Genomic DNA, 24,236 nt, shown 5'->3' on the forward strand with positions numbered 1-24,236 from the left:
CATGTCTGATTATTGAATAAAATGTCTGATAAGAGGAAGCCTGTCCAGTTTTCATCATGCTATCCGGTCTGTGGCTCAAGAGACGGCCAGGAAAAGCCCGGAAAAGAGCCGAGACAACACAATGGGGAGCTGAAAATGCTAAACAGACGGAATCTTCTTATCGGTATGGCGCTGGTCGCCGGCGCAATGTCGGCAAGCCCGGCCTCTGCCTTTGACCTTGTCGAGAAAGGTAAGCTGACGGTCGCCTTTACCGGCGATATGCCAGGCTCCGGTTGGCGCGACGGAAAACTCGTCGGCTATGACGGCGAGATCATGCAGCATATCGCCGACAAGCTCGGCCTGAAAATCAAACCCGCGCTCATGGAATGGTCGGGCACGATCGCCTCCGTTCAGGCCGGACGCGTCGACGTAATGCTGGGGACCATGGGGTGGACCAAGCAGCGCACGAAAATCATGACCCTTTCCGAGCCAATCCATTATTTCAAGAATGGCATTATGCAATCCAAAGACACCAACTGGGATACGTTGGCCGATCTGGAAGGCAAGAAGGTCGGCACGATCACGGGCTTTAGCTTTGTACCGGAACTGCGCAAAATTCCGGGATTGGAACTGAACCTCTACGACACCTCGGATGCCGCTGTGCGCGACCTTCTGGCGGGCCGTATTGCCGCGGTCATCGGCGATCCGCCGGTCATCAGCTATGCAATCAGTCAGAACCCGGATTGGGGCATGCATTTCAAAGCTTTCACGGACAACAACCCGGATTTCCCGTTGCTGACCGGCATGGGACAGACTGTCTTTGGCTTCAACAAAGCCGATGACGATTTGCGCCAGGCTGTCGACAAGGTCATCAAAACAATGTGGGCAAGCTGCGAGATGAAGGATATCGGCGCGCGTTACGGCCTGAAAGGGGGCGTATGGTATACCGCCGACGGTCAGAATTTCCGGGCCGACGTCGATCGACCGGACAATTACACGCTTCCGGAATGTTCCAACTGAGCCATGCAGAATCACGGCGAAGAGGCTATGAAACGCCTCTTCGTTCGCCCATCAGCAACGAGGAACGCGCTGTGAGTAAATCTATCTTGAATGTGCGCGGTTTGCGCAAATCCTACGGCTCGTTCGATGTCTTGAAAGGCATCGATTTTGAGGTGGCTCAAGGCGAGAAGATCGCACTGATCGGCCCATCCGGCTCAGGCAAATCCACCTGCCTGCGCTGTATGAATTTCCTGGAAGCGCCAACTGCGGGCGAAATCCTGCTCGATGGCGAACGCGTCGGCATGATCGACAACGGCAGCACATCTCGCGTTATGAGCAACCGGGAGCTCGCTCCCCTGCGGGCGCAGATGGGCATGGTGTTTCAGGGCTTCAATCTCTGGCCGCATCTGAGCGTCCGCGAAAATGTGGCGATTGCCGTCCGGAAAGTTCAGAAGGCTACAGTCGCAGAGGCAAATGATCTGGCCGAAGCGATGCTCGCGAAAGTTCACATGGCCGAAAAGGCCCAGGCGATGCCCGGACAACTCTCCGGCGGTCAGCAGCAACGCGTCGCCATCGCTCGCGCATTAGCGCAACGGCCCAAACTAATGCTCTTTGACGAGCCGACCTCCGCCCTCGACCCGGAATTGGTGGGGGAGGTTCTCAACGTCATTCACGAACTTGCCGACGAAGGCCGCACGATGCTTCTGGTGACCCATGAGATCGCCTTTGCGCGCGATGTCGCGGATCGGGTGATGTTCCTCTACGACGGCGTGATCGAGGAAGAAGGTCCGGCACGGCAGGTTGTTGAAACACCATCCAAAGAGCGCACCCGGGCCTTCCTGAGCCGGATGCACGGGTGACCCTATGGACTTTTACCTCAATACATTGCTGCCGGGCCTCTTGACCGGAGCCGGTGTCACCGTAACGGTGACGCTCGCATCGCTGAGCATCGCCGTTGTCTTAGGCTTCCTTTTGGCGCTTCTACGCCAGTTCGCATCCTTGAAAGTCATGAATTTGGCCATCGACGTCTATGTGGAATTCTTTCGCAACATTCCGGCGTTGACGCATCTTTTCATCCTCTATTTCGGCCTCGCCTCCATCGGTGTGACGATCACCTCGATTCCAGCCGCAATCCTGGGACTGGGCCTTATTGGGGCGGCCATCACATGCGACATTTACCGAAGCGGATTTGCCGCGCTGGGCCTGGGCCAAACCGAGGCAGCCCGTGCCGTGGGCATGACGCCGATGCAGACGATCCGCTACATTCTATCGCCTCAAGCCTTCCGAATTGCGATGCCGCCCCTTGGCAATTACGCGCTGCAACTCATGAAGGACACCTCAATTGTTTCCGCAATCGCCGCCCCTGAAATCATGTTCTTCGCACGTTCCATGGTCACGTCATCCTTCAAGACGACGCTGATCTACAGCTCGGTTGCGTTGATCTATCTTGCCATGAGCATACCACTTGCCTGGGGCGTTGCTCGGCTGGAAGGCAAATTGGGAGGTAATGCTCATGTCTGATTTTCTTGCAGTCTTCAGCCAATATGGCGGCGAATGGGGCCCGCGCCTTGCCGGCGCTGCAATCGTCTCCGCCCGGATTTCGCTTCTCGGCTTCGCCCTGGCGGCTGTGGCGGGTCTCCTGCTGGGTTTGGCGCAGGCGTCAAAGTCACGCCTCATACGCACATTGGCCAAAGGCTATATTGTCTTCTTCCGTGGCGTGCCAGTGCTGGCAATCCTGTTTCTGATCTATTTCGGTCTGCCGGGAATTGGCGTGGTCTTCAACGCGGAGACAGCGGCGGTCCTGGGCCTGGGCCTGGCTTTCGCCGCCCAGATGGCCGAGGTTTACCGGGCTGGTTTCAATTCTATCCCGAAAGGGCAATGGGAGGCATCTGCAAGTGTCGGCATGAGCCCGGCACAGTCACTCTTTTTTATCATCCTGCCACAAGTCACAAGAATCATAGCCGCCCCCCTGATCGTCACCTTCGTTGCACTGCTGAAGGACAGCTCCCTGGCCTCGCTGATCACAGTGAAGGAGTTGGTGTTGGAAGGGCGGTCCCTGGCAACGGAGTTTTTCCTGCCGATGCATATCTATATCTGGGTGGGGGCCATGTATTTCCTCATCGCCTTCCCCCTTTCCATGGCAGCGAAATATCTGTCTCGTCGCGCCCAACGCGCAGGTCGGTAGCATGATTGACAACAGGACAAGACGTCCGCTGATCGGCATCACTGTCGACCGGATCGAGAAGAATGAGCCGACCGATGCCTCCTACAGCGTCCGTTGCAATTATGTGGAAGCGCTGAGCGACACTGGCGCACAAAGCATCCTGCTTCCCTTCGACCCCGACGCAATTAGCCTCTACGCCAACCTTTGTGACGGATTTCTGGTAACCGGTTCCCATCCGGGCGAGATCGGTTCCCTGAAAAGACAGGCCTTTGACAGAGCACTCATCCGGACAGCACTGGAGGAGGAAATCCCGCTCCTGGGCATTTGCAATGGTATGCAGATGATCGGTCTCGCTTTGGGGGGAGAGCTTCTGCCCGCCACCGACGAAGGCCCCGACAAAACAATTAACCACAATCCCGAGCCAATCCCCAACAGCCCAGCACATCCGATCGTCCCTACACCAGACACTAGACTCGCGCATATGGCTCTGGGGGGAGGAACCAGTGAAATCCTCGTTAATTCTCTCCACAAGCAGGCCCTGGCTCATACCGGGAACTTTCATGTCGCGGCCACGGCGCCGGACGGTATCGTCGAGGCCCTTGAGGTTCCCGGCCACCCCTTTGCCATGGGCGTTCAGTGGCATCCCGAATACCGCCTGACGGCGTTTGACCGGACAATTCTCACTTGTTTCGTATCTGCCTGCTTCAAAAGAAAGGAGTCTCACCCGTGCCCCAAACACTGACCCCTGGCGAGGCGCTGGAAGCCCTTGGCTTGACCCTGCCAAAACCGCCTGCAGCCCCCGGCAGCTTTGTCGGTGCTCTTGTTCATGGTGGACAGGTGATTGTATCGGGACAGGTCCCTCTGCATAACGGTCAGGTCTTTGCAACGGGCCGCCTGGGCGACGATATCTCAATCGAGACAGGACAAGAGGCGGCACGTATCTGCCTTCTCAACGCACTGGCACAACTCAGCCATGCCACCGGCGGCCTGGACAATGTCAAAGGTTTTGGCCGCATGGCCGGTTATGTGTCGGCAACGCCCGACTTCACCCAGCATGGCGCTGTGATCGAAGCCGCGTCCGAGCTTTTGGTTCAAATCTTCGGCGACAAGGGAGCCCATGCGCGATGTGCCATTGGCGTCGCGTCACTGCCACGCGGTGTCCCTGTGGAAATTGAACTGACGGCGTTTCTTTGAGAGGTCAAAATGGCGAAAATTGCCGTTGTTGGCGCCGGTATCATAGGCGCCACGTCCGCCTTCATCCTCGCACGTGCGGGGCATGAGGTCACCCTCATCGACCGCAACGCCGAGAGCTGTCTTGGCGCATCGCAACGCAATGGGGCACAGTTGAGCTATGCCTATTGCGATGCGCTTGGCTCTCCCTCGCTCATACGACACCTGCCGGAGATCCTTCTGGGCCACGACCCGGCATATCGGGTCAGTTTGGCGCTGGACCCGGAATTCCTGATCTGGGGACTTCGCTTCCTGACGAATTCGACCCACACTCGATTTTTGCGCAACACGGAAGCACTGCTACAAATTGCGGATGTCAGCAAGCAACTGCTGGCGGAACTGATTTCGACATATGATCTTTCCTTCAACTACCGCATCGCCGGGAAACTGGTTCTAGTCCCTTCGACCCCGGGCATTGAAGCGGCCCGATCCCTCATGACATGGAAAACGCAGCGTGGACTGAAGCAGGTTCTACTGTCTCGCCAGGAAGCGGAAAGCATCGAACCTGCGCTGAAACAGTATCAAGACGAATTCGCCGCCGCCGTTTACAGCCCTGAAGACGCCGTCGGCTGCCCCCGCCAGTTCAGCAAGCAGCTTCTTGCTATTGCCACAGAACAGTTCGGCCTTCGAACCCGCTTTGGTGTGACCGCAAAACGGATCGTCACCCGGCAGAACCGCGCCTGTGGCATAGAGCTGGACAAAGAAGAGCGGGAGCCATGCGATATCGTTGTGGTTTCAACCGGCATCGGCTCCTCCCTTCGCACGCAGGTGCGACCACGCTATGCACAGATATGGCCTGTCCAAGGTTACTCCGCGAGCCTGCCTGTTTCAGAGGGGCTGTTCAATGTGTCGATCACCGATACGCGGCGCAAACTGGTATTCGCACGTCTGGGCGGTGAACTCAGAATTGCCGGGATCGCCGATATCGGCAGCCGTGATCTAGCTTTCCGGCAAGATCGTTTCCAGGCCCTTGTCGACGGCGCCAGAAGCGCCTTCGGTTCTACTGTCAATGTTGACGAGGGATCGATTTCTCCCTGGGCAGGCGCCAGACCGGTGACACCGAGTTCAATTCCGGTCATCGCACGCACACCGACAAAAGGGGTCTTTGCCAATTATGGACACGGCACGCTTGGCTGGACACTCGCTTTAGGGGCCTCGGAAGAACTCCGGAGACTGATTGACGAGGATTGTGCCTAGACGACGTTGAACGGCAAGACAGTATCTATGCGAGGTCAGCGTAGAATTACTTCCCCCACATAAAAACATTGCTCCAGTCATTGTATCGGCACCTGTTTGTTCACAGCTGCCTCATTACTTGTCATGACGATTGCAGAATGCGCCCGCACCGTTAGGGCCAGATAATCTGACAACCGATCCTGCTGCCAGTCACGATCGACGGATGGCGTCTCCTTCGCACTGACACCTCTGCATCATATAAATCAACCATCTCAGGGCCGAGCATTTCGACCAAGGGCTCAGCGTCCGCAAACTCCGGGCCGCCGTCGAGAGTGCGATTGCGGCTGTCACCCCATTGTCCACGCCGGTGCGGCACTAGCAGGTTCAGGGAAAAATTCGCCCTAAACCCTGGCAATTCGTTTCCCCAAAGTTGGTGAAGGGGGTGGTTAAAATCGTGTCCTAACCGGACTAATGATGTGATCAAACTCAGGAGTAACGGGGGGAGCAGGTTTCAGACCGTAATCGGGGCCAGTCGAGGAAAACGTCCTGACCAAATAGTCAATATGGCTCCCGGTCCGCATCCGGCAGATGAGAGCGGAAAGTGGCCCCAGGTCAGGAACCGGATCGGCACAGCCGCGCCGTCAGCAGCCCATAGCTCAAAGAAAGGACCCAACGACCATGCAGGATGACGCTACCAACAGCCAGGCTGTTCCCGTTCCAAGGCTCCTGATCGAACTCAGGGAGGGAGGCATCTCTAGGATCGTCAGCGACCAGCCGGTCTCTATCCTCACCATTGATCCTGCCGGATCGGCAAGTAATCCACAAGCCCTCGGGCTCGTTGCTTCGGGGGCCGACGAGATCCTCTCCCGCCGGGACTTCGACCGATTGCTGCGGACCCGGTTCGACCGGCTCCTCGACCTTCTCAGTGCCCCGCCGCCGCCCCCGGACTGAGACAGATGCCCCACCGGCCCCCACTCAAATTTTGAGGAAACGATTTACCGGGGTTGCGAGGCTTTTTGATTCAGTTGGGAGTCGAATGTGCGGGGTTAGGAAACGACAACAGGCAAACTTTTTCAGTTTATCTTACCCCGATCTCACCCTGTTTCAGGGGTAAGTGGCACCGGAAACAGGGTGGAACGACCCGCTTTCACATCAGGTTGCATGGGTCCTAAATTACATCGACCTGATTCCGCTCAGGGACCGGTGAAAGCGGTCGATTTCCGCTTCCGGAACAGGGGGTAACGATTTGATCCGGTTAGAACACGTTTTCGCGGACAAAACAGGGAAAAGCCAATGCCCGCAGCCCGGCTCATCCTGTCCACAAAAAATTCAGGTCCCCTGGAAGGAGGAGGGCGATGGACGATTTCCGGGGTCCTAATCCGACGGTGCCGGTTCCTATGGCAAAGTCGATCCGTCTGCCTCGCTCGTCGGCGCGCCGCCGTCACTCAAGTAATGGGAGATGGATATCTTTCGGCTGGGCCGGTTCTATTGGATCAGTCCCCGTGGGACCGGTTCCCGCCAAGAAGCTCGATCATACCGACCGCTTTCTCGAGGGTGTCGCGATCGAGAGCACGGGCCGTATCCACGAGCCGCGTCATCAGCACCGTCCGCTCACGATCGGCCTCCGGTTCCGCGAAGAAATCCGCAACAGGAATTTCCAGGCCCACGGCCAGCCGTTCCAGGGTTTCGTAATTGGCAAGGCTGACCCCACGCTCAAAGTTGGAAACCGCATCGACACTGCGGTCGATAAGGGAGGCAAGGTCCTCCTGGGTGAGGCCCCGACGCTTCCTGATCTCTCTAATCCGTAGTGCAACTCGATTTCTAATATCCATTAACGGATATTGTTTCGATTTTTATTCTTGATGAATGGATCAACGAGCGTTTATTCTTAAAATAATCGAGTATTAATACGGGTTTCGATTGTAACACCCATTGCCGATGACAGGGGAGCTGTGCTGAGAGGATGAGTAAGCCAGAATTTGTAACAATGAAGGGCCGTCTCGATACGGTCGGGACGTCTTCAGAAAGCATTGAGGGCACAATTTATTCGACGATGCTTGTCGGCGATCAGCTCTACAAGAACGTGCTCGTGACGCCGGAAGTCGACACCTATTTTAATGTAGGTGACGAGATCGAGCTGCACTGCCTGCCCTATAACAATAACAAGACCTTGATCGCGGTCGCCCTTCGCCACCCGAAAACGGGTCGCCTCATTCGGGCGGATTACGCTCATATCCGTAAGAAACTGAACAGGACGATGCTCTTCCCTTACATTCAGCTCATTGCGATGGGGATTCTCCTGTCCTTGTTCGTAATCGGAGTTCCGATGATGATCTGGGGCATTGTCGGTCTGATCCGGCTCCCCTTCAAACTGCCTTCTGTTGAAGCGACAAACGCTTATATCGCGCGTCACGATGGGCCCGTTATGGACCCGGCGGACTGACACCATCCCGGAAGCGGGCAGATCCATTCGGTCGATCCTGTTCAGACGAATGCCGCCGGACCGGTCGCAGGAAGAGAAACCCCGTCCAGGCGCACTTGGACGGGGTTGTTTTGTCTGATCTGTGTTTGATCTGGTTTTGCAGCCGGGCTGCAAAGGGAGCTCGGTCTGCCGGTTAGATGCGGCCTTATCGGCATGAGTTCATCGAGGGCTTCGCCCAAGCAACCTCGGCGATCTCATATTTTGGATTTTTGGAAGAGAGATCAGTCGATCAGCTCTGCGCGCTCACGAACACCCCTTAGTATTGGGTCCCGGGTTCTCCCCGGCATAGCCGCCGCGTCGGCGGCTTCCGTCACATGCTGCAATGCCGAGTCGACCGACGTTTTTATTTCCGAAAGAAGCTCAGCCACATCCTCTTTCGGAAGGCCGGCGGCCTGGCCCGTTTGATAGAAATGTCGAGGGGTAATTTCCTGGAGCCGATAATGCCGGCGATCCCCGATTGCCATCGCCAGTTTGACCTTCTGAGGGACCAACTCCGGATATGGTGCGGCGCTCATAACGTCATAAATCGGTGTCAGCTTGAAACCGCCGGGTGACAGGAATATGGAGAAGTTCTTTGCGTGACCATCTATCGCGGCGAGAAGCCAAAAGACGATCTGAGCCTTGAGGAAATTCAGGCGATCCGAACGCGGATTTGCTGATTGATGGAGCATATCCAGAATTTTGAGAATACCCGGGCCGCCGTCGCTTTCATATTTTCGCGTGGGCGGAACAGCCATTGCCTGGCACAAGTCTTCCTGCGGCAATCGGTACAGCACTCCGTCTCGCCAATGTCTGTCAAATCGCTCCACGACAATGACCGGCTTATTGCCAAAATACCGGACTTCGGCATTTGCTGTTGGCAGCCCCAGAGCGGAGCAAATTTCCAAGCAGAACCATTCATTCCACGGTGTATCTGAAAAGTCCGCCCCATTCGGCCCCTCGCCCATTGCCGGTTTGAATATGTGGGAGGTGGGTGTTGGACCAAGCGGGAGGTGCCATCCATCATCGAGATAAAGGAATGCTGTCTTCTCCTGCATGCCCGCGATGGAAATGCGGAAGTCTTCCTCGGATTTCTCGTCACCTCCATGGGCAGCCATCCCCAACGGGGCATTGGCTAAGCCCGCAAGACGCTTTGCAATTTCGTCTTCATCGATCGGCCGACTTTTCATACTGGCAGAATCGCCCGGGTCCTCGCCCTCCGGAACAAAGCGTAGCGCGCCCACACAGTCACGGCCTATTGCGGCAAGCAGATCGAATGTACCAGCGGAACCGGCCCCCTCACGGGCGGCGATTGCCTCCTTTACCCTCCGATCATCCGGCAGCAACCCATCGAAAACGCCGGTAACCGCATCTCCGGTCCAAATCCAGTCGGAGAGAGGAAGGGATAGCGAAATCGGAAAGCCGCGACCTGAGGCAAGCCAGTTGTCGCTATAACGAAAAGACGTCGCCCCCGACGCGGCCCAGGCATAAGAGCCGACTTTTGTCTTCCCGATATAGATATCCAGAGCATGCGAGCGACGTTTGCGTCCCATGCTAATACTCCAATGGATCGAAGGACGGCTCCCGGCGAGCAGTGACGCTTAGATCCAACTCAAGGGCCGCGAGAACTTTGAGGATTGTATCAAGCCGTGATGCCGCCACGCCATTTTCCAGGTCAGAGATGAGCTGCTGGCGCATAGAGGCCTGCCGGGCGAGATCGACCTGCCGCCACCCCTTCTTTTTACGGGTGGTTCTGATCAATGCTCCGAGATCTGTCGCATTACGGATTATTGTCAGTTGGCCCACATTAAGCCCTTTCTAACGGGTACTTCGGATATTTTCATAATACCCTGTATTTAAGGTATATGGTTTTTATCCGATTTTCAAGGTACGGCGATATTGCAAACCATTCCCGACTGTCGATGCAACCCACACTAGGTAGATTTACCTCCCCCAGGAGAGTCGGAAATCCTATGAGATATAAAATACAGAAAACCTGACCTTAAGATCGGTCGAAGCAATGAATGACACCGCGCTCGCCGAATAGGCCCCCTGACGATGATAATCATCATTACTAAGAGGAAGCGCAGCTACTCGTTCAATATCGGCACCAATCTCATATGGCTTTCGATGGCCGCAATGATTTCCTCCGGCAATTGAACTTCCGAGTGAAAGTCAGCCCAAGTGTCCCTTATACGCACAGCCATCTCTTTTGCGGCTCTCATTGCTATTGCCCCCGGAAGTTTTGCCTGATCAATGAACGTCGTGAACCGGTCAGATGACAATTCGTGAAACTGCTTCGTCCCGGCGAAATTCATTCCGAGGTCTTCCTGTCCGACATATGTCAACGTAGACAGGTAGTCATACAGAGGAGCCAGCTTGGGCGTCTTCCCATCCGGGTAGATGAGCGACCAGTTCTTGAGATGCATATCCCCATTTCCGATGGCTGCATTCAAAACGATCCGTTGGACAAAATCGACAATCGCCCCTTCGTCGGTTTCAGCCCAGAGAACCCTGGCGATCATGCCGAAGTTTCCCTTCTTATACTTGTCATTCGGATACACCCTGAAGACCTGGGCAAAATCTTCGATATGTATCCGTGCACCGTCTTCAGTCCGGTCGAATCTCTGAATAGCAAACACGTCACCCAAGTCAGTGCGGATACCGCTCGGCAGCCCTTCGATGACATCGATGGGAACGAGATCGAAGTCCGGAACATCAAAGCCGAGACGTTTTGCAAAGGTCATCATCCAGAACTCATTCTCCGGAACGGCCTGGAATTTCTCCGAGGGAAACTTCAGTATCCAATTGCCACCTTTACCGGTTGCGGGAACCGTCAGCCCTCCGGATGCAGCACGCAGAGCCGATAACTTCATCTGCACACCGGCCAAACTGAATTTCAGGGGGCCATCGCGGGTCGCGGTTTCATCTGCGGCCAACTCGTGCTCTGGAATGCCCTCGCTGTCTTCCTTGTTCAACCGTGCGATGACCGCGCCGGGCAAATCCTCTCCAAGCGCCTTGAGCAATTGAAATTCACGGGTCGGATGAATGCCATCCTTCTCCGCCACATAGTCTCTGAGCTTACCTTCCGGGAGCAGGTTTGAAAGAAAGGGATCAATCTTGTTTTGCCGCGCCTTCAGCTTCAGAGTGACGCCCCCTGACGGGGTTTTGAAGCCAAGGGAGGCCGTCGGCCGGTCAGGATTTGATATATAGCCTTCATCCAGCGAAAAGACAGAACGGTCCCCGCCCAGGTCAACGACCTGGCCGACACGAACTCCGTGTAGAATGATGTCCAATACCTCGGCCACCTATCAGTCCTCGTCTTCCAGGGCGTAAAGCGGTTTTTCTTCGCCCTCGGATACCGTACTCCCTTCAAGCAGGGCTTCTATCGCCGGCACCAATTCCCTTGGGGCGAACACCATCTCAAGACCAAGGGCACGAAGCACCGCTACCGTCGTTGCCGTGCGCGCGTTGGCCCCGCGTTCCAAGCTCGATATCTGAGCCTGGGTAACCCCCGCTTTCTGAGCAAGAGCATCTTGCGAAAGCCCGAGGGCCCGCCGTCTTCTTTTCAGGGTATCGCCTATGCTCTCTAGTTGAGTAAGTTTCATATCAAAACCAATATGACTTTAGTTTATCCATATCGATAGATATATGAAACTACGCCCACAATCAAGGTACACGATATAAATACCTATATAGAATACACAACTTCATATAGGTATTTATATAGAACTCTATTACCTGAATCTTCTTGAAGATAGGGCCATTCACCCTCCTCACACACAAACCGGACAGCACCTCCTACTCCCACTGATCCTCCTCATCATCATCCATCAGAGGCATGCATGCACTGCTCCACATGCCGTTGGGGCGGCGGTCCAATCCATGGCTGGCGAGGGTAAGGGGCGAGATGTGATCGTAATGGTCCTTGATCACCTCGACCGAGTTGCCGCTTTGCGTCGCCACCCGCTCAATCGGGATTTTGTTATAGAGCATCTGATAGTTGATATAGGTGTGCCTGAAGGTATAGGGCGAGAAACCGCGACCGCCGAGCCCGGCATCCTCGAACAACCGGCCAAGAGCCTTGCGAACCAGCCTGAGCGGAAAGACCTGTCTTTGCAGCAGTTCCGGATCGGACATCACCTCTTCAAAGGAACGCCCCTCACAGACAATCGGCGCCAATTCGCGGAATACGTCAGCCATGTCATATTCACAGACAATGTCCCTGATCTTCCTCTTCTCATAGACCGAAATCTGGATGGCCTTGCGTTTCTTGCTGCGCGCGATCACCTCCATCACATGCTTCCAACGCATTCGGCTCGCACCGACGGGCCGCATGCCGGTATTCACCATGATCTTGATGTAATAGATATGCAGCAGCCGATACCAGGCCCGCTGGGTGATACGGGTTTCCCGGCCATTGGACCGGTCAATCACCACCAGCTTGTGATGGGAGCGTTCCACATAGGCTGAACCATATTTCATCACCGACTTGATGCGGAGACGCATCGCCTGAGCCAGCCGTTTCTCCGCGGCTTCGATCAGCTGCTCCAATTCATGAAGCTTGAGCCAGTTCGCCTTATTGTCCGTGCTCGCGCGAGGGTCATAACTATCATAGTCGGAAAGCGTCAGCTTTTCCGGTTTCCGGATTGTGAAGTCGGGGATCTGGGATCGTTTGATCAGCCTGTGTTGAGCGGCATATTGATAGAGCCCCTTGATCGGGTTCATCTGACGCTTCAACGTCGCCTCCGTCGGCACCCGACGCATTGTCCTGGTAATCGGTGTCTCAACGAGCTGACCGTCCCGGATATAGCGAATGGACGCCTTGTCCGGCAACGTTGTCGAATAACGCAGCCGCCATTCGCGATAGGATGATTTGTTGCTCGGCGCCAGCAGGTGGAATTCATCGATATCCGCCAAAGACTTGAAACCCTGCTCCTTGACCCAAGGGAGGAAGTGTTTCTCCAACACCGTCCGGTCCTGATAGAAGGTTGAATAGGTGAGCTGGTCTTTTTCATATTCGCCATGCCTGTATTCCAGATAGTCCCGGATGACCCGCATGATCGGCTCATATTTCAACGGCAGCCCGCGTGCCTGCCGGCCCATCAGTTCACCGTATTTCTCTTTCGCAACAGTAGCCGCCGCGGGCAGGTCGCATTTGCCTGTCGAGCGGCGCACAAGACGCTGGCCCTTCTGCAGGATTTCGAAATAGTAGTTATTCGAATTTTCCCGACGGTAGAGGTTCAACACCTCAGGGATCAAGGGAATACGCTCTCCGAGCTGCTGCTGTGCTGCGGCCATGTCAACATTCCATTTATGATTGAACTGTGTCTGGACCATGTGTCTCATGAACCATGAGCTCATGTCAACAGATGCCGATCCGCAGAATCCGAACAAAATATAATAATTTGTTGACTTTATAGCGTAAGTAAAAGCATATTTTTGCCAAATAAATTTTCAAAAATTTATACAACTTATACGCTAGTTTCCGCTCCGAAGGCAGAGGTCAGAGGTTCGAATCCTCTTGGGTGCGCCATTCTCCCAGTCCGGAACATCAAAACGTTAGCGATTATGGAATTGATCCCATCACGCAGTTCACATGGGTCAAGAACGGACGTCTGGGCGGGACGGCTTGTTGATTGTCGGTTAACGGTCGACCACCCTCAATGAGGTTTTCTCCGTAAGTCACTTCCAGAGAAATCCTTCCCACCTTTGTCAGCGCGGTATTGCCGTTTTTATGATCGACCGTTTCATCCACCCCGATCAGGATGAAGCCCAAGTTCGGTTCCTTGTTGCCAACCAGGTCGCGCAATAGGGCGGAAACCTCGACTTCGTAAGTCACCCAATCGAATTTCACCGGGAAACTGTCGCTGCTCGGCGGAGGGTTGCCCACGGGTAAATCCGGCAGGCCCGCGATTGCCTTCGCCGGGTAAAGAACATTCCTGCTGGTTCCAACCACCGGACTGGGCTGCAGGCGCCAGTCGCTGGTCGCCAATTGGAGTTTTCTGACCCAACTGCCGGCAACATTCGTGGCTTCGTGATCCCTGTGAAATTCAGTGCCGACATTGGAAAACCGCAATGTCGCAGCAACGATGCTTTTATTGTCCAAAGATGACAGGTCGAAACAAAAGGCGCCGCGATAGACGGCATTCCCCCAGCGCTGACAGGGTGCCGGCTGTGTCCCCGCATCGTAAAACCGCTTATAGCCAGCCCAGACGACATCAGGCGGCGGCGTTTCAGGGTTGGACCCCTTTGTATTGAGGCCACAATAGACGGGCCAGTCCTGCCCGCCATCCACATATTCCGCAGTCGAGGTTTCACTCAGATGAAGTGTCGTGGTCTTGAGCCCGGGACCACCGCAACCAGCCGCGATCAGGGCCAACATAATGACGGAGCAATGAAAATACTTCATACCACACCCCATGCATACCATAACACCACATACAAGTTACACCAAAAGTTGCAACAAAGCAAAACAATGCAATTTGACCCGAGATCAAAATCTCCACCGTCGGCACGCCAATACCATCAGGCCTCCCAACATCACGAACGACAACGATCCCGGCGCAGACACAGGCTGTATCGTCCGCCCGCCGATCACCTGACCGCCCGTCACATACCAACCGTCGACCACCGTATAGCTGGCGTCGATAGTCAGCCCATACCCAAAACCTACACCCGCAGCGATATTGTCCCCAATCCTGTCCAGAAAATTGAAATCGCCGAATGTACCGGGTTTTGAATAGTCTTCATAATAGAAGGTGAAATGGGGAATAAAGCCGGCATACGCGCCGAAGAACTCAATATAGTAGAGCGGACCACCTGAGGGACCGTATTGCACCCAATCACCGCGATTGAAGGTGTAAACCCGCCCGGCTGAGTCTTCCAATGTCGCATTGATGAAAGCGTCACGATAACGCGGAGAGCCAGAGCCACCGATATAAGCGGCATTGTGGTTCACCATAAACCTCAACGTGAACCCCTGAACGAGACCCTGATATTCAGCCGAATTAGACCTATAGGGTTCCAGATCCGCATCATAGGGATTCAAGGCGCCATTGATCTCGTTGATCAGTCCGGCAGCCGAGGGAGAAGGCATGGCAAGCCACCCGGCAATAGCCAGGACCAGCGCCGAAGCGAATGACTTGAGATGCATTTCCTCCCCCTGACCGAACACACACTGAAATCTTCCACCTCTTTTGAGGCATAAAATATGCCAATACAGCGTTTCCCTTGTCAGCAGAGAAGTTACCAGCCTCTTTGCAACGCCGGGTGATGTCGTGTTGTAAAATGTTCCGACATCTCGATCACACAGCCTTTTACTTTCCGCACCGCATCAGGCCTGCCAGGCACCCCAGCCCCTCTGCAATTTGTGTAAGGTCCGGCGCGGCATATCCCACCACCAATCCATTTACTACGTTGCGGACCGAATGCTGATATCGTGACACAGGCGGCACAAGAAATCCCTTCGATGCGGCCGCAACGGAGAGTTTCTCCGCGTCATGTTTTGAATCCAAGGCAAGCACGGCATGCAGACCGGACTCCAGACCCGTCAGAGATCCGGGTATCGACAATTCCCGCAAGACACTTTGAACAGCCATTCTTTTCTTCTTATACAGCTTGCTCATCCTCCGAATGTGTTTTTCCAGATGACCGGAGCCGACAAACTGAGACAGCGCCAGTTGGGATGTTGTGTCCTGACCGTATTCATGGATCGTTCGGTAGCGCGTCATCGCCTGGACCACGTCAGCCGAGGCGATAACATATCCCAGCCGAATATCCGGAAAGAGTGTCTTGGAGAAAGTTCCCAGATAAATAACGCATTGGTTGGGTAGTGATGCCAGCGGCGGGAGTGGAGGCACGTCATAGCGAAACTCACCATCGTAATCGTCCTCCAGCACGATAACCCCGTTATCCATTGCCCACTGCACAAGCTTTCGACGGCGCCGGGACGATAACCTGCCGCCCAGCGGAAACTGATGAGAGGGCGTGACATAGACAAACGACACGTCAGATGCATTTGAGGGCAGAGCATCGACAACGAGGCCATCCGAATCCACAGGACAATATATGATTTCCGCCTCCGCACTTTCAAAAAGCTGCCGGACCAGCGGATAGCCGGGATCCTCCATAATCACCTTGGAGCCCGGCTGCAGGTACAGCCTTGCAAGCAGGCTAACTGCATGCGTGATGCCCATGCTGACGAAGACCTGCTCCGGCGTTGCGTTCAGCCCACGCGACCGCCGGCAAAAATCCGAAAGCACAACCCGCAGATCACGGATGCCCTGAGGATCGCCATAGTCGGGGCCAGGGGCCTTTACGGACGCATCAGACATGCATTTTTTCCACGTGTTTCGCGGGAATTCCAACACAGAGGGCCGGCAGGGCCTGAAGTCAATCCAGGCACGGCTCATACTATCCGTTGCCGGTTCAGGGACAACAGCGGGCGACGTGACAATTTCATCGACCACCCTATTGTCATCAGAAGATATTTGCTCCACAGATTGTGAGACAAACACGCCTACTCCCGGTTTTGGGGTCAGTAACTCTTCGGCGCTTAGTATCTCAAACACCGCAACCACAGTTCCCCGGGCAGCCCCCATCTCACGGGCAAGCTCGCGTGACGACGGCAATAGGTCGCCCGGTCTAAGCCGCCCGGAACGGATCGCCTTGCGCAGGTGGTTCGCAATCTGATCGGTGATGCTTCCCGCCGCTCGATCCTCGGCCGAAAAAGCATCCAGCGAGACAGTGCCTTGTCGTCGTGTGGTCACAATACTGGTCCAGTTAAATCTTCCCTTTCCGGACCATAACAATGGACCGGAAATGTGACAATGATGGCGGGCTAACAGGACGGATGCCTACCGCGAGGCCGGAAACCAAAAAATGGAGATATAAAGATGGGGCTTTATAAGCCGCGCTATTTTCGCACCCACGATATGATCGACTGCTCCGGCATCAGATTGAAACCCTATACCATCGCTTTGGAAGACCGGAGAGACATCAACCTGGAGCCCATATTTGACTATGCGAATTATGCCCTGTCGGGATCGCAAATTCCCTGGCTTCAAAATCATGGCCTCGGCTACCTCGTCTACCACACAGGCGAAGACGGCAATTGGCTGTTGCTTCGGACGTGGACCCAGGGCGACATCGTTGCCGGGCTCATCTCCGCAGATCATGGCTGCGGGTTCAAGACACTTGAAGTGCCGTGCATTGAATGCGTTTGGGAAGCCGTAATCAGCCAGCATGAGCGCGACGCATGGGTTCGCCACATGATGTCTGGACAGACAGACGCAGACGGTTACCTGGCAGATAAACTGGCCGATGGCCTCTACTGATGATCGTACGCGAAGCGATACCGGCCGATGTGGATAGGTTGCACGAATTGATGGTCGAACTGGCGAAGTTCGAAGAGTACATCGACGAATTTGCGGTCACGAAGTCCTGCATCCTGGAACAGGGGTTTGGAGAGAACGCCACCTTCAAGGCCTTCGTTGCTGTATATGACGGCGAAATTGTCGGAATGGCCGTAACCTATGTCATTCGATGGACATATACACTTCGGCCAAAGCTGGTGCTGAAAGAGCTTTATGTTGATCGCACGAAACGACAACAAGGAACCGGCAAGGCCCTAATTTCAGCAGTCCAAAGCCATGCAGCATCTCTGGGTGCAGGAGAGATTATATGGACTGTCATGGCTGGCAATGAATATGCGGAACGCTTCTATTTGTCCGCAGGAGGTGAACCGGACCGCAAATGGTTGAACTGGTCGATGAAACCGTAACCTCATCAGCCCATTCGGTTATTCTGACAGTTGCCGCCTCAACCATCCCCGGAACGCCCTGAAAGCCGGGCCATTCTTGCTGTCTGCCCAGCACAGGTAATAGTAGCGTGTATTCTGCGCGGACCACTGGTCGTCACCGATTATTTGGACCAGGCGGCCACTGGTCAAATACGGTTCGGCATAAACCCGGGGCAGCCATGCCACACCATACCCGTCCAGTGCCGCAACAAGCGTCAGTGCACTAGGCAGTCGGGTGACCCTGGTATGCGTTTGATGGGCCACGCCATGATCAACAAACCAGTTGGACATTTCGACGTCCCGGTCCTCATCCAGAACCCATGGCAGTTTGGTCAGGTCCTGCGGCGATTGAATGGAAACAGCGCCCAGAACCGAAGGCGCGGCCACGACGACATCGCTACCTTCAAGCAGCCTTTCGCAATTCACCCCCGGCCAGTTACCGTCACCATGCCGGACGGCAGCATCAAAATCACCCTGTGCAAGATCATGCACCGTCGCATCGGTATTGATACGAAGATCAATTTCCGGGTGATGCTGCAGAAAATCACGCAGGCGCGGCATCAGCCAATATTGGGCAAAATGCGGTGTGACCGTGATATTGAGGATATTGTCGTCACGCCGAAACTGGTCGATATCACCAGCAATCGCCCGGAAATTCCGGAGCAGATTACCGGCCAGTCCTGCGGCTTCCGGCAACATGACCAGACGGTTGCCGGACCGGGTAAACAATTTGCGCTGCAAACGGTCTTCCAAGCCTCGCAGGTGCTGACTTACCGCACCATGCGTCACATTGAGCATCTCCGCAGCAGCACCGACAGTACCTGTTTCATGAACCGCCGCGAACGCACGAAGGGAATTCAGCGGCAACCATCCAATATCGTTTCTCTTCATAATAATAGAAAAACTAACAGTAACGCAGCTTTTCTGGCAAGCATCAAACAAATCATACTCTTAGTTTTTATAAGTTAATAAACAGAGAGAGAAACACAATGTCGTATATTTTCTACAATTTATCCATTGGGAACACAGCCACCCGCCACACCCAAGGTTCCGGCATCGACCAGGAGGTCATTCACCGAATTTGCCTGCAGGCGCGGTTCGAGCGCGCAAAAGTCGTTCGTCAGTGTTTTGCAATACTGACACGCGCAATACTCAAGCGCATGACCGCCACGAATTACATCGGCAGGAGCGCCTCATGAACCACCTAACCAGCGAAGTGCAGGCATTCGAGGCCCGCGCGACTGATACTGACCTCGACGATCTTCGCACACGGCTGGCCGCAGCGCGGTTGCCGGAGGCCGAGACGGTCTGCCGCGCCGCCCCCGGCGCCGGCCGATGGGAGCAGGGCGTTCCCCTTGCCGACCTCATTGATGTCGTGAATTACTGGCGCACCGAGTATGACTGGCGGTCGTTCGAGGCACGCCTCAACAAGATCGGGCAGTTCCGCACAACCATTGACGGTCTGGGAATCCATTTTCTGCACCGCCGGTCCACACGCCAGGACGCCATCCCGCTGATCATGACCCACGGCTGGCCGGGAAGCATTGCTGAATTCGTCCATAACATAGACGAACTGGCAGACCCGAAGGATCGGAACGCCCCGGCCTTCCACGTCGTGACACCATCACTGCCAGGCTTTGGCTACAGCGACAGACCGACGGCCACAGGGTGGGGAACCGAAAAGATTGCGGCCGCCTGGGTGGACCTGATGGGAAGGCTCGGCTACGGAAAGTTCGCCGCGCACGGCGGCGACTGGGGCGGTGTGATCACCGCGATTCTCGGCAGCAGGTTTCCGGAGCAGGTTCTCGGACTCCACACAACACTCGCACAGGCACCGCCGGGGCTGACAGCCGACGGCCTGACGGCGATCGAACGCGAATGGACCGAGGAGACACGCGACTTCTGGCGTCACCGCGCCGCCTATGCGAAACAGCAGGCGACCAGGCCGCAGACGATCGGCTATTCTCTTGTCGATTCACCAGTCGGGCTTCTTGCCTGGATTCTGGACAAATTTTCTGAATGGACAGATACCGAAGACAGCCCGTTCGAAACGATTTCCAGAGATCGTATTCTTGACAACGTCACCTTGTACTGGCTGACGCAAACAGGCGCATCGGCAGCGCGCATCTATTACGAAAGTCACAATTCGCTCGACCCCGAGCTTCGGATCGATGTCCCGTCCGCAATCAGCGTCTATCCCCGCGACATCGAGAAGTGCCCACGTGCCTGGGCACAGGAGCGGTACCGGCAAATCGTCCGCTGGAGGTCACCTGAAACGGGAGGACATTTTCCGTCGCTGGAGGTTCCCGAGCATTTCGTCAGGGATCTGCAGGAAGGCCTTGCAGCAGTGCTGGCCGCTAGCGCGGCAGTGGGTCATAACATACGAAACCGCAGGCGGTGTGAAGGCAATGCCTGTAGAGCACACCCCTCACACCGACATCCCCCAATAGTCCCAGAAAGCGGGACATGGCCCTGTTTCAGCGAATGGTCCAAGTCAGATACAAAGCCTGCATCTCGCACGTATCCAAGGCGCCAATTTGATCACCATGCGCCAGATGACTACAGCAGGTGAGCTCTTGCAGCGTGGCATCACGACGCGCAAAGCCCAATATTTCCTTTGGTATGCGAGGATCGAAATAGATAATTTCTGCCGTTTCAATTGCCCGGATCACACCATAGGGCAATCGCATCGGGTCCGTTTCGCAGATATCAATTCTGCGCGGGCCACTCGAAGGGTCTTTTTCCCGATCCACAAAGTCGCGCATTGCCGCCAAAACCACCTCACGTGGCGTATCGGAGCTTTCAGGACGAGCCCCCCTCCCCCAATCGGTGAAGAAATATGTCCAGAAGCGATTACGTATCCGCCCATCCGGCAGCAGACTGGCGACCATTCCCCGGGCGCTGCGCGCCATGGCCGCCAGCGGCCCGACAGACGTGGGTATCGCCGCCTCCAGACGTTGTCTCAGAATGCGGGCCAAAGCCGGTGCAGAACCACCGGTGCAAATAGCCACCATGACCGGCGCCCGGTCCAGGATCGCTGGCGTGATAAAGTCGCATCTGTCGGTCTGGTCCACCACATTGACCGGAATATTGCGGGCCTTCGCCGCGGCCTCTACCTCCTGCGTGACGAAATCATCGCCGCCGCCATCAAAAACCATCACGGCCCCATCCAACATTCCCGGCGTGAAGGGCCTGCCCTCATGCGTGATAAGACCGGTATCCCGCATTTGGCGGATATCGGCACAAAGGTTGGACGCGATCACCGTGATCCTGGCCTCGGTCCTGCATAACAGGCGCAGTTTACCGGCTGCTGCCTCGCCGCCGCCAATCACAACGACCTTGCGATTAGCCACTTTCACAAAAGCCGGAAAATAGGGGAATTTCTCTTCCGCCACCGCCTCGTCCGGCTTCAGCGTCTTATTCTGCAGCGCGCGGGACAGTCTCATCAACAATCTCCTTGAGTTCGGACAGGCAGGAACCACAACCGGTCCCTGCCTGTAATAGCCGCCCCAATTCCTCTACACTGATTGCCTGCCGGCCCTGAATTGCGTCGGTAATCGCCGCCAGCCCAACCGAATAACAGGAACAGACCAGTCGATCATTGACCCCTATGCCGGATGCTGTACGTCCGACAAGCAGACCTGCGCGAGCCCCCTCATCCAAAGCCCCTCCACCAAAGAGAGAGGCGATCCAATTCCGGTCGAGGACCGGACGATCCGGCGCGGCAAACAGGGCTGACGCAACCTGATCGTCCACCAACCTTGCCAGACGGGTCACGCCACGCTGACGGTCGGAATATTCGATGATCTGCCCTTCCTCATGCGGCCCCAGAAGCGAACGGAAAATATGGGGCACGTCGCCGGCAATCTCATAGATCAGGCAGCCCGGCGCAGCCGCCTTTACCCAATATGGCAGGCCGGACAGGTCAATGTCCTGGCGGGAAAAGAGCAGGCCCTGCCACATAGGCTGATAAGGACCGATCCGGACGGGGAATAACTTACTTTCCGGCTGACCTGAATGCGGGTCGGTTTCCGGCGGAACAAGACGGCCGATGCCGCCGTCGGAAGAGAAACTGTCACTCCAATGCATGGGCATGAAGATCGCCCCTGCCGCCTGCGCCTCTGTCACGGAAACACGCATCAGCAAGTTTCCATACTGGCTTTCAACACGCGCCAAACCGCCATCAACCAGGCCGTAATGGGCGGCATCCTTGGGATGAATCTCCAGCAGGGGTTCCGGCCGATGGGCCGCCAGACGCGCCACCGGTCCGGTCCGGGTCATCGTATGCCATTGATCCCGGTATCGCCCGGTATTGGCAATCAGCGGATAGTCACCATCCGCCAGGGCGCGAGGCTCTTTCTGGCGTACAGCCAACATGTTTGCACGACCGTTGTTGGTCGTAAAACAACCATCCGTATAGAGACGTCGCACGTCTGCCGGTCGCGACTTGTCGCGGGAGGCGGGCCACTGAAAAGGTTCCATGCTGTCATAGGCACCTTTACGGGTCTTGCTCCATTGGCCGATATCAAAGGCACGAATCCCATCATTCTCAAATTCCGACAGGGCTGCGAATTCTGCAAAAATCTCTGCCGGATCACGATAGGCAAAGGCCTTCTCAAAACCGAGAACCTGGGCGACCTGAGACATGATCCACCAGTCGGGCTTGGCCGAGCCTGGGGCCTTACGGAATGCACGTTGTCGGGAAATACGGCGTTCCGAATTGGTGACTGTGCCGGATTTCTCCGACCAGGCCGCCGCCGGCAAGACAATATCAGCATAGCGCAGGGTGTCATTTTCCCTCACCACATCGGAGGCAATAACCAGCGGACAGATTTCCAACGCATCCCGAACCCGGCTGGTATCCGGCAGGCTGACCGCAGGGTTGGTGCCCATCACCCAAAGCGCCTTGATCTCGCCCCGCTCAACGGCACGGAAGAGTTCAACTGCCTTATAGCCCTCACCCTGACGCAGATTAGGCGCCTTCCAGAAACGACGCAGCCGGTCCACATCCATCGGGTCGTTGGGGTCCATATGAGCGGCCAATTGGTTCGCGAGCCCGCCCACTTCACGCCCGCCCATGGCGTTTGGCTGCCCCGTGACCGAAAATGGACCTGAGCCCGGCTTGCCCACCCTGCCCGTCGCCAAATGACAGTTGAGGATGGCGTTGACCTTGTCACTTCCCTGGCTGGACTGATTCACCCCTTGAGAAAAAACGGTGACCGTCTTGTCGCATTCAGCAAACCAACGATAAAGGGTCCTGAGGTCTTTGGCTTCGAGACCACAAGTCATAGCCGTTTGTTCAACCGTCGGGCAGTCCTCCCGTGCAGAGGCAACGGTGGCGGCATAGCCGCCCACATGGCGGGTCAGGTAATTCCAGTCCGCCAAACCGTTATCGTCGACCCAGGTCAGCAACCCGTTGAACAGGGCTACATCGCTGCCGGGCCTGATCGCCAGGTGAAGGTCAGCGATATCGCAACTTGCGGTGCGGCGCGGATCTATCACGACCACCTTCGTCCCCCGAGCAGCCTTAGCGGCGCGCAGCCTTTGATACAAGACCGGGTGACACCAGGCCAGGTTGGAGCCTGCCAGGATGACCAGATCCGCCAGTTCCAGGTCTTCATAGCAGCCGGGCACAACATCCGCCCCGAAAGCCCGTTTGTGGCCCACCACAGTAGAGGCCATGCAGAGCCGGGAATTCGTATCGATATGGGGTGAGCCGATGAAGCCCTTGATCAGCTTGTTGGCAACATAATAGTCCTCGGTCAACAACTGGCCGGAAACGTAGAAGGCCACCGATTTCGGGCCATGACGATCAATGGTTTCACGCAACCGTCCCGCCGTTTCCGCAATGGCACGATCCCAATCACAGTCCACACCGTCGACATTGGGGAACAGCAAGCGGAAATCACGCTCTGCCTCGGCATCCAGGCTGTCAATCAGGGCGGCCCCCTTTGAACAGAGCCGCCCTTTGTTGGCGGGGTGATCCGGGTCACCGCCAACGGCCCAGCCTTCCTGCGTGGCCGAAATGATTACCCCGCAGCCAACGCCGCAATAGGGACATGTTGTTTTCACCTCATCCTGCATTGATCGCTCCCATCTGCGACGATGTCAGACCAATACGCACCTTGCCGTCAACGATCCGGCTTTCCACCTTGCGGGCACAGCCATCCTCGGCGCCCTGCGCCTCACCGGTTTCCAGCGAGAAGACCATGTTATGCAGCGGACAGGTCACAAAATGACCATGCACAATCCCCTGTGCCAGTGGCCCATCCTTATGCGGGCAGCGGTCAACCAGCGCAAAAACCTCACCATCCACCGTTCTGAAAACAGCAATTCGGTCGGTTTCGGTCTGATAGGTACGCGCGCCCTGAAGCGGAATATTGTCCACCGGCCCGAGGTCTACCCAGTTCAGTAATTCGGTCATC

The 24,236-nt window shown here is 55.9% G+C and carries 25 protein-coding genes and 1 pseudogene; 12 read left to right on the forward strand and 14 right to left on the reverse strand.

Annotation, left to right across the window (positions count from 1 at the left end; genetic code table 11):
* The first annotated feature begins 135 nt into the window (after positions 1-135).
* The 8 genes from IF205_RS19605 (at position 136) to IF205_RS19640 (ending at position 6,499) form a co-directional block, all read left to right on the forward strand.
* Complete coding sequence (locus IF205_RS19605) at positions 136-999, forward strand: substrate-binding periplasmic protein (RefSeq protein WP_259781044.1); 864 nt, start codon at positions 136-138, stop codon at positions 997-999.
* 71 nt (positions 1,000-1,070) lie between these two features.
* Positions 1,071-1,838: an amino acid ABC transporter ATP-binding protein gene (locus tag IF205_RS19610; protein ID WP_311195714.1), complete on the forward strand. Its 768-nt coding sequence runs from the start codon at positions 1,071-1,073 to the stop codon at positions 1,836-1,838.
* 4 nt (positions 1,839-1,842) lie between these two features.
* Positions 1,843-2,499, forward strand: a complete 657-nt coding sequence (locus tag IF205_RS19615) for an amino acid ABC transporter permease (RefSeq protein WP_259781045.1) — start codon at positions 1,843-1,845, stop codon at positions 2,497-2,499.
* Positions 2,492-3,163, forward strand: coding sequence for an amino acid ABC transporter permease (locus tag IF205_RS19620; protein WP_259781046.1), 672 nt, complete (start codon positions 2,492-2,494; stop codon positions 3,161-3,163). Before IF205_RS19615 ends, IF205_RS19620 begins: the two co-directional genes overlap by 8 nt.
* A 1-nt stretch (position 3,164) precedes the next feature.
* Positions 3,165-3,884 (forward strand): gamma-glutamyl-gamma-aminobutyrate hydrolase family protein, encoded by a 720-nt coding sequence (locus IF205_RS19625; protein ID WP_259781047.1) that lies wholly within the window; start codon positions 3,165-3,167, stop codon positions 3,882-3,884.
* Positions 3,869-4,336, forward strand: coding sequence for a RidA family protein (locus IF205_RS19630; protein WP_259781048.1), 468 nt, complete (start codon positions 3,869-3,871; stop codon positions 4,334-4,336). The genes IF205_RS19625 and IF205_RS19630 overlap by 16 nt, the downstream gene beginning before the upstream one ends.
* A gap of 9 nt (positions 4,337-4,345) precedes the next feature.
* Complete coding sequence (locus IF205_RS19635) at positions 4,346-5,569, forward strand: FAD-dependent oxidoreductase (protein ID WP_259781049.1); 1,224 nt, start codon at positions 4,346-4,348, stop codon at positions 5,567-5,569.
* Between the two features lie 657 nt (positions 5,570-6,226).
* Positions 6,227-6,499 (forward strand): hypothetical protein, encoded by a 273-nt coding sequence (locus IF205_RS19640; RefSeq protein ID WP_259781050.1) that lies wholly within the window; start codon positions 6,227-6,229, stop codon positions 6,497-6,499.
* 542 nt (positions 6,500-7,041) lie between these two features.
* Here IF205_RS19640 and IF205_RS19645 read toward each other — a convergent pair.
* Positions 7,042-7,380, reverse strand: a complete 339-nt coding sequence (locus IF205_RS19645; RefSeq protein WP_259781051.1) for a helix-turn-helix domain-containing protein — start codon at positions 7,378-7,380, stop codon at positions 7,042-7,044.
* Between the two features lie 131 nt (positions 7,381-7,511).
* Here IF205_RS19645 and IF205_RS19650 point away from each other — a divergent pair, with 131 nt between their 5' ends.
* A complete protein-coding gene (locus tag IF205_RS19650) occupies positions 7,512-7,991 on the forward strand; it encodes a hypothetical protein (protein ID WP_259781052.1) in 480 nt (159 codons plus the stop codon).
* A gap of 260 nt (positions 7,992-8,251) precedes the next feature.
* Here IF205_RS19650 and IF205_RS19655 read toward each other — a convergent pair whose 3' ends face one another.
* The 9 genes and pseudogenes from IF205_RS19655 to pdxR all read right to left on the reverse strand — a co-directional run bounded on the left by IF205_RS19655 (position 8,252) and on the right by pdxR (position 16,780).
* A complete protein-coding gene (locus IF205_RS19655) occupies positions 8,252-9,199 on the reverse strand; it encodes a HipA domain-containing protein (RefSeq protein ID WP_259781053.1) in 948 nt (315 codons plus the stop codon).
* A gap of 48 nt (positions 9,200-9,247) precedes the next feature.
* Positions 9,248-9,562: pseudogene (locus tag IF205_RS20660) on the reverse strand (HipA N-terminal domain-containing protein); the annotation flags it as partial.
* Position 9,563: 1 nt separating this feature from the next.
* Entirely contained in the window at positions 9,564-9,770 is a 207-nt protein-coding gene (locus IF205_RS19660) for a helix-turn-helix domain-containing protein (RefSeq protein ID WP_259781054.1), read from the reverse strand.
* Between the two features lie 329 nt (positions 9,771-10,099).
* Positions 10,100-11,317, reverse strand: coding sequence for a type II toxin-antitoxin system HipA family toxin (locus IF205_RS19665; RefSeq protein ID WP_259781055.1), 1,218 nt, complete (start codon positions 11,315-11,317; stop codon positions 10,100-10,102).
* A 3-nt stretch (positions 11,318-11,320) separates the two neighbouring features.
* Positions 11,321-11,617: a helix-turn-helix domain-containing protein gene (locus IF205_RS19670; RefSeq protein WP_259781056.1), complete on the reverse strand. Its 297-nt coding sequence runs from the start codon at positions 11,615-11,617 to the stop codon at positions 11,321-11,323.
* A 193-nt stretch (positions 11,618-11,810) separates the two neighbouring features.
* Entirely contained in the window at positions 11,811-13,310 is a 1,500-nt protein-coding gene (locus IF205_RS19675) for a site-specific integrase (protein ID WP_259781057.1), read from the reverse strand.
* A gap of 268 nt (positions 13,311-13,578) precedes the next feature.
* Positions 13,579-14,421 (reverse strand): hypothetical protein, encoded by an 843-nt coding sequence (locus tag IF205_RS19680; protein WP_259781059.1) that lies wholly within the window; start codon positions 14,419-14,421, stop codon positions 13,579-13,581.
* Positions 14,422-14,505: 84 nt separating this feature from the next.
* Positions 14,506-15,165, reverse strand: a complete 660-nt coding sequence (locus tag IF205_RS19685; RefSeq protein WP_259781060.1) for a hypothetical protein — start codon at positions 15,163-15,165, stop codon at positions 14,506-14,508.
* A gap of 163 nt (positions 15,166-15,328) precedes the next feature.
* A complete protein-coding gene (pdxR, locus tag IF205_RS19690; protein ID WP_446007710.1) occupies positions 15,329-16,780 on the reverse strand; it encodes a MocR-like pyridoxine biosynthesis transcription factor PdxR in 1,452 nt (483 codons plus the stop codon).
* 126 nt (positions 16,781-16,906) lie between these two features.
* Between pdxR and IF205_RS19695 the strand changes: the two genes are divergently transcribed.
* Positions 16,907-17,347, forward strand: a complete 441-nt coding sequence (locus IF205_RS19695) for a hypothetical protein (RefSeq protein WP_259781062.1) — start codon at positions 16,907-16,909, stop codon at positions 17,345-17,347.
* Complete coding sequence (locus IF205_RS19700) at positions 17,347-17,793, forward strand: GNAT family N-acetyltransferase (RefSeq protein ID WP_259781063.1); 447 nt, start codon at positions 17,347-17,349, stop codon at positions 17,791-17,793. The genes IF205_RS19695 and IF205_RS19700 overlap by 1 nt, the downstream gene beginning before the upstream one ends.
* An 18-nt stretch (positions 17,794-17,811) precedes the next feature.
* On the opposite strand, the gene IF205_RS19705 is transcribed toward IF205_RS19700, so the two are convergent.
* Positions 17,812-18,678 carry a LysR substrate-binding domain-containing protein gene (locus IF205_RS19705; RefSeq protein ID WP_259781064.1) on the reverse strand — a complete coding sequence of 289 codons (867 nt, stop codon included), beginning with the start codon at positions 18,676-18,678 and terminating at the stop codon, positions 17,812-17,814.
* A gap of 328 nt (positions 18,679-19,006) precedes the next feature.
* Here IF205_RS19705 and IF205_RS19710 point away from each other — a divergent pair, with 328 nt between their 5' ends.
* Positions 19,007-20,383 (forward strand): epoxide hydrolase family protein, encoded by a 1,377-nt coding sequence (locus IF205_RS19710; protein WP_259781065.1) that lies wholly within the window; start codon positions 19,007-19,009, stop codon positions 20,381-20,383.
* On the opposite strand, the gene IF205_RS19715 is transcribed toward IF205_RS19710, so the two are convergent.
* The 3 genes from IF205_RS19715 to nirD are packed head-to-tail and all read right to left on the reverse strand — an operon-like array spanning position 20,289 to position 24,235.
* Positions 20,289-21,257: a precorrin-2 dehydrogenase/sirohydrochlorin ferrochelatase family protein gene (locus IF205_RS19715; RefSeq protein WP_259781066.1), complete on the reverse strand. Its 969-nt coding sequence runs from the start codon at positions 21,255-21,257 to the stop codon at positions 20,289-20,291. The genes IF205_RS19710 and IF205_RS19715 overlap by 95 nt on opposite strands.
* A complete protein-coding gene (locus tag IF205_RS19720) occupies positions 21,229-23,895 on the reverse strand; it encodes a nitrate reductase (RefSeq protein WP_259781067.1) in 2,667 nt (888 codons plus the stop codon). The genes IF205_RS19715 and IF205_RS19720 overlap by 29 nt, the downstream gene beginning before the upstream one ends.
* Positions 23,885-24,235: a nitrite reductase small subunit NirD gene (nirD, locus tag IF205_RS19725; RefSeq protein WP_259781068.1), complete on the reverse strand. Its 351-nt coding sequence runs from the start codon at positions 24,233-24,235 to the stop codon at positions 23,885-23,887. Before nirD ends, IF205_RS19720 begins: the two co-directional genes overlap by 11 nt.
* Position 24,236 lies beyond the last annotated feature (1 nt).

This window comes from Aestuariispira ectoiniformans (assembly GCF_025136295.1).
In the GTDB taxonomy this organism is placed as follows: domain Bacteria; phylum Pseudomonadota; class Alphaproteobacteria; order UBA8366; family Aestuariispiraceae; genus Aestuariispira_A; species Aestuariispira_A ectoiniformans.

Coding starts and splice junctions, on each gene's coding strand:
- IF205_RS19605 (WP_259781044.1), top strand. CDS start 136: ATGCTAAACAGACGGAATCTTCTTATCGGTATGGCGCTGGTCGCCGGC.
- IF205_RS19615 (WP_259781045.1), top strand. CDS start 1,843: ATGGACTTTTACCTCAATACATTGCTGCCGGGCCTCTTGACCGGAGCC.
- IF205_RS19620 (WP_259781046.1), top strand. CDS start 2,492: ATGTCTGATTTTCTTGCAGTCTTCAGCCAATATGGCGGCGAATGGGGC.
- IF205_RS19625 (WP_259781047.1), top strand. CDS start 3,165: ATGATTGACAACAGGACAAGACGTCCGCTGATCGGCATCACTGTCGAC.
- IF205_RS19635 (WP_259781049.1), top strand. CDS start 4,346: ATGGCGAAAATTGCCGTTGTTGGCGCCGGTATCATAGGCGCCACGTCC.
- IF205_RS19640 (WP_259781050.1), top strand. CDS start 6,227: ATGCAGGATGACGCTACCAACAGCCAGGCTGTTCCCGTTCCAAGGCTC.
- IF205_RS19645 (WP_259781051.1), bottom strand. CDS start 7,380: ATGGATATTAGAAATCGAGTTGCACTACGGATTAGAGAGATCAGGAAG.
- IF205_RS19650 (WP_259781052.1), top strand. CDS start 7,512: ATGAGTAAGCCAGAATTTGTAACAATGAAGGGCCGTCTCGATACGGTC.
- IF205_RS19655 (WP_259781053.1), bottom strand. CDS start 9,199: ATGAAAAGTCGGCCGATCGATGAAGACGAAATTGCAAAGCGTCTTGCG.
- IF205_RS19670 (WP_259781056.1), bottom strand. CDS start 11,617: ATGAAACTTACTCAACTAGAGAGCATAGGCGATACCCTGAAAAGAAGA.
- IF205_RS19675 (WP_259781057.1), bottom strand. CDS start 13,310: ATGGCCGCAGCACAGCAGCAGCTCGGAGAGCGTATTCCCTTGATCCCT.
- IF205_RS19680 (WP_259781059.1), bottom strand. CDS start 14,421: ATGAAGTATTTTCATTGCTCCGTCATTATGTTGGCCCTGATCGCGGCT.
- IF205_RS19685 (WP_259781060.1), bottom strand. CDS start 15,165: ATGCATCTCAAGTCATTCGCTTCGGCGCTGGTCCTGGCTATTGCCGGG.
- IF205_RS19695 (WP_259781062.1), top strand. CDS start 16,907: ATGGGGCTTTATAAGCCGCGCTATTTTCGCACCCACGATATGATCGAC.
- IF205_RS19700 (WP_259781063.1), top strand. CDS start 17,347: ATGATCGTACGCGAAGCGATACCGGCCGATGTGGATAGGTTGCACGAA.
- IF205_RS19710 (WP_259781065.1), top strand. CDS start 19,007: ATGAACCACCTAACCAGCGAAGTGCAGGCATTCGAGGCCCGCGCGACT.
- IF205_RS19715 (WP_259781066.1), bottom strand. CDS start 21,257: ATGAGACTGTCCCGCGCGCTGCAGAATAAGACGCTGAAGCCGGACGAG.
- IF205_RS19720 (WP_259781067.1), bottom strand. CDS start 23,895: ATGCAGGATGAGGTGAAAACAACATGTCCCTATTGCGGCGTTGGCTGC.
- nirD (WP_259781068.1), bottom strand. CDS start 24,235: ATGACCGAATTACTGAACTGGGTAGACCTCGGGCCGGTGGACAATATT.